The sequence below is a fragment of the Rhodopirellula sp. UBA1907 genome, from assembly GCF_002337565.1.
GTDB lineage: Bacteria > Planctomycetota > Planctomycetia > Pirellulales > Pirellulaceae > Rhodopirellula > Rhodopirellula europaea.
This window is the reverse complement of the sequence record NZ_DDGH01000047.1, coordinates 39,322-44,366: the sequence shown is the minus strand read 5'-3', so window position 1 is coordinate 44,366 and position 5,045 is coordinate 39,322. Positions and strand designations below refer to the sequence as shown.

The 5,045-nt window shown below is 57.3% G+C and carries 5 protein-coding genes and 3 pseudogenes; 3 read left to right on the top strand and 5 right to left on the bottom strand.

What is annotated here, in order from left to right:
* From B2R17_RS09800 to folE, 3 genes are all read left to right on the top strand, one after another.
* The coding region (locus B2R17_RS09800; protein WP_286763849.1) for a hypothetical protein at positions 1–748 on the top strand (748 nt) is incomplete at its 5' end.
* Complete coding sequence (locus B2R17_RS09795; protein ID WP_286763848.1) at positions 748–1,785, top strand: type II secretion system F family protein; 1,038 nt, start codon at positions 748–750, stop codon at positions 1,783–1,785. The genes B2R17_RS09800 and B2R17_RS09795, both read left to right, overlap by 1 nt.
* Positions 1,786–1,887: 102 nt before the next feature.
* The gene (gene folE / locus B2R17_RS09790; protein ID WP_414707280.1) at positions 1,888–2,520 is read left to right on the top strand and encodes a GTP cyclohydrolase I FolE; all 633 of its coding nucleotides are present in this window, start codon (positions 1,888–1,890) and stop codon (positions 2,518–2,520) included.
* On the opposite strand, the gene B2R17_RS28360 is transcribed toward folE, so the two are convergent.
* The 5 genes and pseudogenes from B2R17_RS28360 to B2R17_RS09775 form a co-directional block, all read right to left on the bottom strand.
* Positions 2,501–2,605: a DUF1589 domain-containing protein gene (locus B2R17_RS28360; protein WP_414707278.1), complete on the bottom strand. Its 105-nt coding sequence runs from the start codon at positions 2,603–2,605 to the stop codon at positions 2,501–2,503. The two genes, folE and B2R17_RS28360, sit on opposite strands and share 20 nt — an antisense overlap.
* Positions 2,566–2,664 (bottom strand): annotated as a pseudogene (locus B2R17_RS28355) (DUF1589 domain-containing protein); the annotation flags it as partial. The gene B2R17_RS28360 and the pseudogene B2R17_RS28355, both read right to left, overlap by 40 nt.
* 40 nt (positions 2,665–2,704) lie before the next feature.
* Positions 2,705–2,782, bottom strand: a pseudogene (locus B2R17_RS28350) (hypothetical protein); the annotation flags it as partial.
* A gap of 23 nt (positions 2,783–2,805) precedes the next feature.
* Positions 2,806–2,853 (bottom strand): annotated as a pseudogene (locus tag B2R17_RS28345) (hypothetical protein); the annotation flags it as partial.
* Positions 2,854–2,965: 112 nt separating this feature from the next.
* A complete protein-coding gene (locus B2R17_RS09775; protein ID WP_286763846.1) occupies positions 2,966–4,900 on the bottom strand; it encodes a cation acetate symporter in 1,935 nt (644 codons plus the stop codon).
* Between the last annotated feature and the right edge of the window lie 145 nt (positions 4,901–5,045).

The following is a 5,045-nucleotide window of genomic DNA, read 5'->3' as shown; positions in this document are numbered from 1 at the left end:
ACCGGGCGGCTCGCGCCGCTCCGCTAAAAGTCTCGCCCTCGCCCGAGTCGTCACGGTCTCCTTGCTTTTGATCTCTGGGGCTGAGTTGGCCTCGGCGCAGGTGGTGCAGCTTCCCAGCGTTCGTCGATTTTCTTCCACCGGCGGCATGTTGATTCCCGATCGCGGGACTGGATCGATGGGCGGCGTATCGTCTTACCAAAGTGGGCGTTCATCACGCGGCCGTTTTTCGCCCGGCGTAGCACAAGGCGGTTCCACTCGGGCGGGCAACGCATCGGTCTCGGTGACGATCATCGATCACGATGAAATCGATCGTCAGCTATTGGGGGACGCCGATCCGCGGCAGTTGGCAAAGCGAACTGCAGAGCAGGAAACAATCGCTGACGTGAAAGCATTGGTGCAGAACGCGCGGCGACTGCTTCAGAATGGCGATCGTTTGCGAGCACAAGGCACCTACGAGCTAGCACTTCATCGATTGGTTCGTTTGTCAAAACAAAGACCGCCTTCGCGAACTTCATCGAGTCATATGGCGGCGGTGAAGTCAGCTAACCCGGAGTACCTATTGGCTTATGCGAAACGGGAATACACGCAGCATTTCGGTGAGCTGCCAGCGTGGGTGCAGCGGGATGATCGCACTTCGACATCTCGCATCGAAGCGGCTGGGCGCGAGCCCTCCGGTCACGCACCGGGCGGCTCGCGCCGCTCCGCTAAGAATCCAGACAGCGTTCGGATGACAGAGGTGACGCGGTGATGTCACGACAGATGGGAGTGCGTTCTTGCCGCGATTTTTGTCGGCGGTTTGGAGTTGGATTGGGGGCCGGAGCGGACTTGTTGAAGTTGTTGGAAAGCGAAGCCAAGCATGGCTCGGCCCAGCAACGCATCGCGATGACCAAAATTCGTGAGGGTGCCAAAGACGGCCATGCGATCAGCGAAATGATGCGTCACCAGAAGCCGTTCTTTCCACCGTTGCTGGTGGTGATGACACGTGTTGGTGAAACGACCGGTCGGCTCGAACGAACGATGTTGACGCTGTCCGAACACTACGCTCAGCAGTACACGCTTCGTCAGAACTTCCTTCGCGCGATCGCTTGGCCGGGACTTCAATTGTTGCTCGGCATCGGTGTGTTGTCGCTGATGATTTGGTTGATGGGTGTGCTAACCGCTCCGACCGGCGGCCAGATGACAGACATGCTTGGGTTTGGATTGCGTGGACCTAAAGGAGTCCTGATCTTCTGGGCCTACCTCGGTGTCGTCGCTGCGGTGATTGGCGGGATCTACTTTGCGTTCCGGAAGAACATTGGCGCGATCCAGAATGTCGTGCCGCTGGTGTATCAAATTCCCAAGATCGGTGGTGCGATTCAAACGATCACGTTGGCCCGGTTTGCCTGGACGTTGTCACTTTCGTTGGATGCCGGGATCAACCCGATTGACTCAACGAAGTTGTCGTTGGATGCGACCGACAGTTCGTATTATCGAAGCGGTGCCAAGCCGGCCGAAGAGGCAATACGCGGCGGGGCGACTTTGAGCGAAGCATTGAACAAAACTCATTTGTTCCCCGAAGAATTCATCACTCAGATCGAGATTGCGGAACTGTCGGGGACGGATGCGGAATCCATTGACCACTTGGCCAGAGACTACGACGAACGAGCCAAAAGGGCGATGGAAACGATCGCGGGAGTGGCGTCTGCCGTGATTTGGATTGTTGTCTCGATGTTCTTGATCTTCATGATTTTTCGCATCTTCGGGAACATCATGGGCTTCTATCGCCAGGGTTTTGAGCCGATTTAGCGTGAGGCGTCTTCGCAACGCTAGCCACTCGTTTATAGTCGTTAGTTGTTTCGCGATTCAGACAACACGATTACTCCATCAAACCAGGATTCAAACAAGCCCGTGGTCGACAAAGAACAACCTGCCGAACAAACGCCCTTTTTTGTCGACAAGAACGCACCCCACAACGAAGTCGATTTCGCTCGGATCGAATCGGCCGTGCGTGAGATCTTAGAAGCTGTCGGTGAAGATCCCGATCGCGATGGGTTGTTGGAAACACCAGCCCGCGTTGCGCGGATGTACGCCGAAATGTTCGCGGGATTGAAATCCGAACCTGGCCGTCACCTCGCGAAAGTGTTTGCGGAGGATTACGACGAAATTGTGTTGGTGCGAGACATCAGTTTCTGCAGCATGTGTGAGCACCACCTGCTGCCGTTCACGGGCAAGGCACACATCGCGTATTTGCCGAGCGGCAAGGTCGTGGGCCTGAGCAAGTTGGCTCGCGTGGTTGAAGAGGTCGCGCGTCGACCGCAAGTTCAAGAACGTCTCACCCACACGGTCGCCAATTTGATCGAGGATCGCTTGTCGGCGCGAGGCGTTGCCGTGGTGGTCGAGTCGACTCACAGTTGCATGACGATGCGAGGCATTCGCAAACCCGGCAGCTTGTGTCTGACCAGTGCCATGCGAGGCGCGTTCAAGACCGACCCGAAGTCACGTGCTGAAGTCTTGGGGTTGATCAACCGGGTGGCCTCGTAGGCCAGGCTGTGCCTGGCGGGGTGGCTGGACGAACGACATGGAGTCTTGCGAGTGTGTTTGGACGCCTCGCTTTGTTCCAATGCATTGGCTGGGTGCCAGGTGATAACCTGGCCTACGGGTGTAGCTGGATTCGCCAGAATTCAGAAGTGTTGACGTGGTGGGATCCGAATTCTGGCGAATCCGGCTACGTAGGTTGCCTTGCTAACGCGGCGGGTTGTGACGGGTGCGTCGTAGGCCAGGTTGTACCTGGCTGGATGATTGGACGGGCCGCGTTGGGTCTTGCGCGATCGCCTGGACGCCTCGCTTTGTTCCAAAGCATCGGCTGGGTGCCAGGTGATAACCTGGCCTACGTTGCCTGGTGGCTGGCTTCGCCAGGATTCAGCGTGGTCCCTCGCTCACGCGTCGGGTTGGGAAATTGATGACGTCCGAATTCTGGCGAATTCGGCTACGTTGTGGTGGCCTTTCCGTTCTTTGTCATCAGCGACACCACGACCAAGGTGATCAAGGCCAACGGGATCGTCACGATGCCTGGTTGGCTGAACGGCACGGGGCTGCTCAATGGATCGATGCCGTAGACCTTTTCGAAGGTGTCTGCGGACAACAAAATCCAGCCCAGCGAACTGAACATGCCGACGATGACGCTGGCCACGATGCCTTGGGCGGTCGTGCGTTTCCAAAACAGCAGCATGATCAGCGCGGGCAAGTTGGCACTGGCCGCGATGCTGAAGGCCCAGCCCACCAGGTAGCTGACGTTGAGATTGCGGAACAGGATCCCTAATACAATCGCGATGGCACCCACGATCACGGCCGCGATTTTCGCGATTCGAACCTGGCTGTTTTCGCTGAACTTCATCCCCATCACACCGCTCAGCAAGTCGTGAGCGACGGCTCCGCTGCTGGCCAAAATCAAACCGCTGACCGTTCCCAAAACTGTGGTGAACGCGATCGCGGAAATGATTGCGAATAGCAGACCGCTCATCCCACGAGCAAGGAGCGGCGCGGCCATGTTGCTGTTCGTGACATCCAGCGTGCCGCTGGTCATGGCACCCAAGCCTAGGTAAAGCGTCAGGACGTAGAAGAACCCGATGCTGGTGATGCCAACGATGGTGCTCTTGCGAGCTGCTGCGGCGTCTTTGACCGTGTAGTAGCGAATCAAAATGTGTGGCAACGATGCGGTGCCGCAGAACAATGCCAGCATCAACGACAGAAAGTTGAACTTGCCCGTCCAGCTATCGCTGCGAATGCCAGCGAACCGCGGGTGCTCGCCGGGACGCAGAACCTGCGAACCGCTGGTTGGTTTTTGGTAGAAGACTTTGGTGGTCGAGCCATCTTCGTTCTTCAATGTCTCGTTGCCCCACAGCACAACCGTGCTGCGATTGAGAACGTCGAAGAACTCGAGCGGACCGAGCGGGCCTGTTTCGGCTTGCCCGATGTATTCGTTCGGCAGAACTTTGATTCGACCGACCGGACGCAGGTGGCCTTCACCAGGTTGGTCCCCCTTGGGAAGCCCACCGATCAACGTGTCGCCATTGGGCATCGTTGTGATCGACTGGGCTTCTGAAACGATCATCGTTCCGCCTTCTTGTATGTCGGCGCGGTAAACGTCGTAGCCGCCGCCGTCCTCGCGAGTGAACTGGAGGTACTGATCGTTGTCGGCCCAGTTGGACGATTCGACCAGTTCACGGTTCATGGCCTCCGCGATGGCTTGCCGATCGAATTCGCTGATAGGTAGGCTGCTAGATGGGAAGGATTCGTTGTCAACTTTGAACCCTTGCTGCAGCACCATCACGACCAAGATCGCGCTGAAGACAACCAGCAACGATCCTTTCAGGAACTGGACCCATGTGGTCGAGACCATGCCGGCGGTGACAACGATCGTGATCACGACTGCACCGACCAACAACACCCCGACCCAGTGAGGGAAGCCCAGCAAGGGTTGGATCAGAACCCCGGCGCCGACCATCTGTGGAATGAGATAGAACACGCTGACGATCAGCGTGCTGATCCCGGCCGCGGCCTTAATCCCTCTGGAATCGAACTTGGCGTCGAGAGCATCGGCGAAGGTGAACTTGCCGAGCCGTTTCATTGGTTCGGCGATCACGAACAAGGCCACGATCCAACCAGCCAAGTAGCCGATCGAATACAGGAAGCCGTCGTAGCCATACGCGGCGATCATCCCACAAATGCCCAGGAACGATGCTGCGGACAGGTAGTCTCCCGCGAAGGCGATCCCGTTGATGAACCAAGGGATTTGACCGTGGGCGGCGAAGTAGCCCGCCGACGATTTGGCTTTGCCGCCGAGGTAAAAACTCAGGCCGATCGTGAAGCCGACGAAGACGAAGAAGACAACGACGGCGGTCATGGAAGGTTCGTAAATCATTCCGATGCCTCCGTTGCTTCAGGCTCGTCGACACTCTTCATGCCGTAGATCAGTGCCATGCCGATCGCGACCAAGATCAATGCGAATCCGTAGACGATCGCCAGGTTCAAGCCGGCGAAAACGATCGTGTCCATCGTCTCGGCTC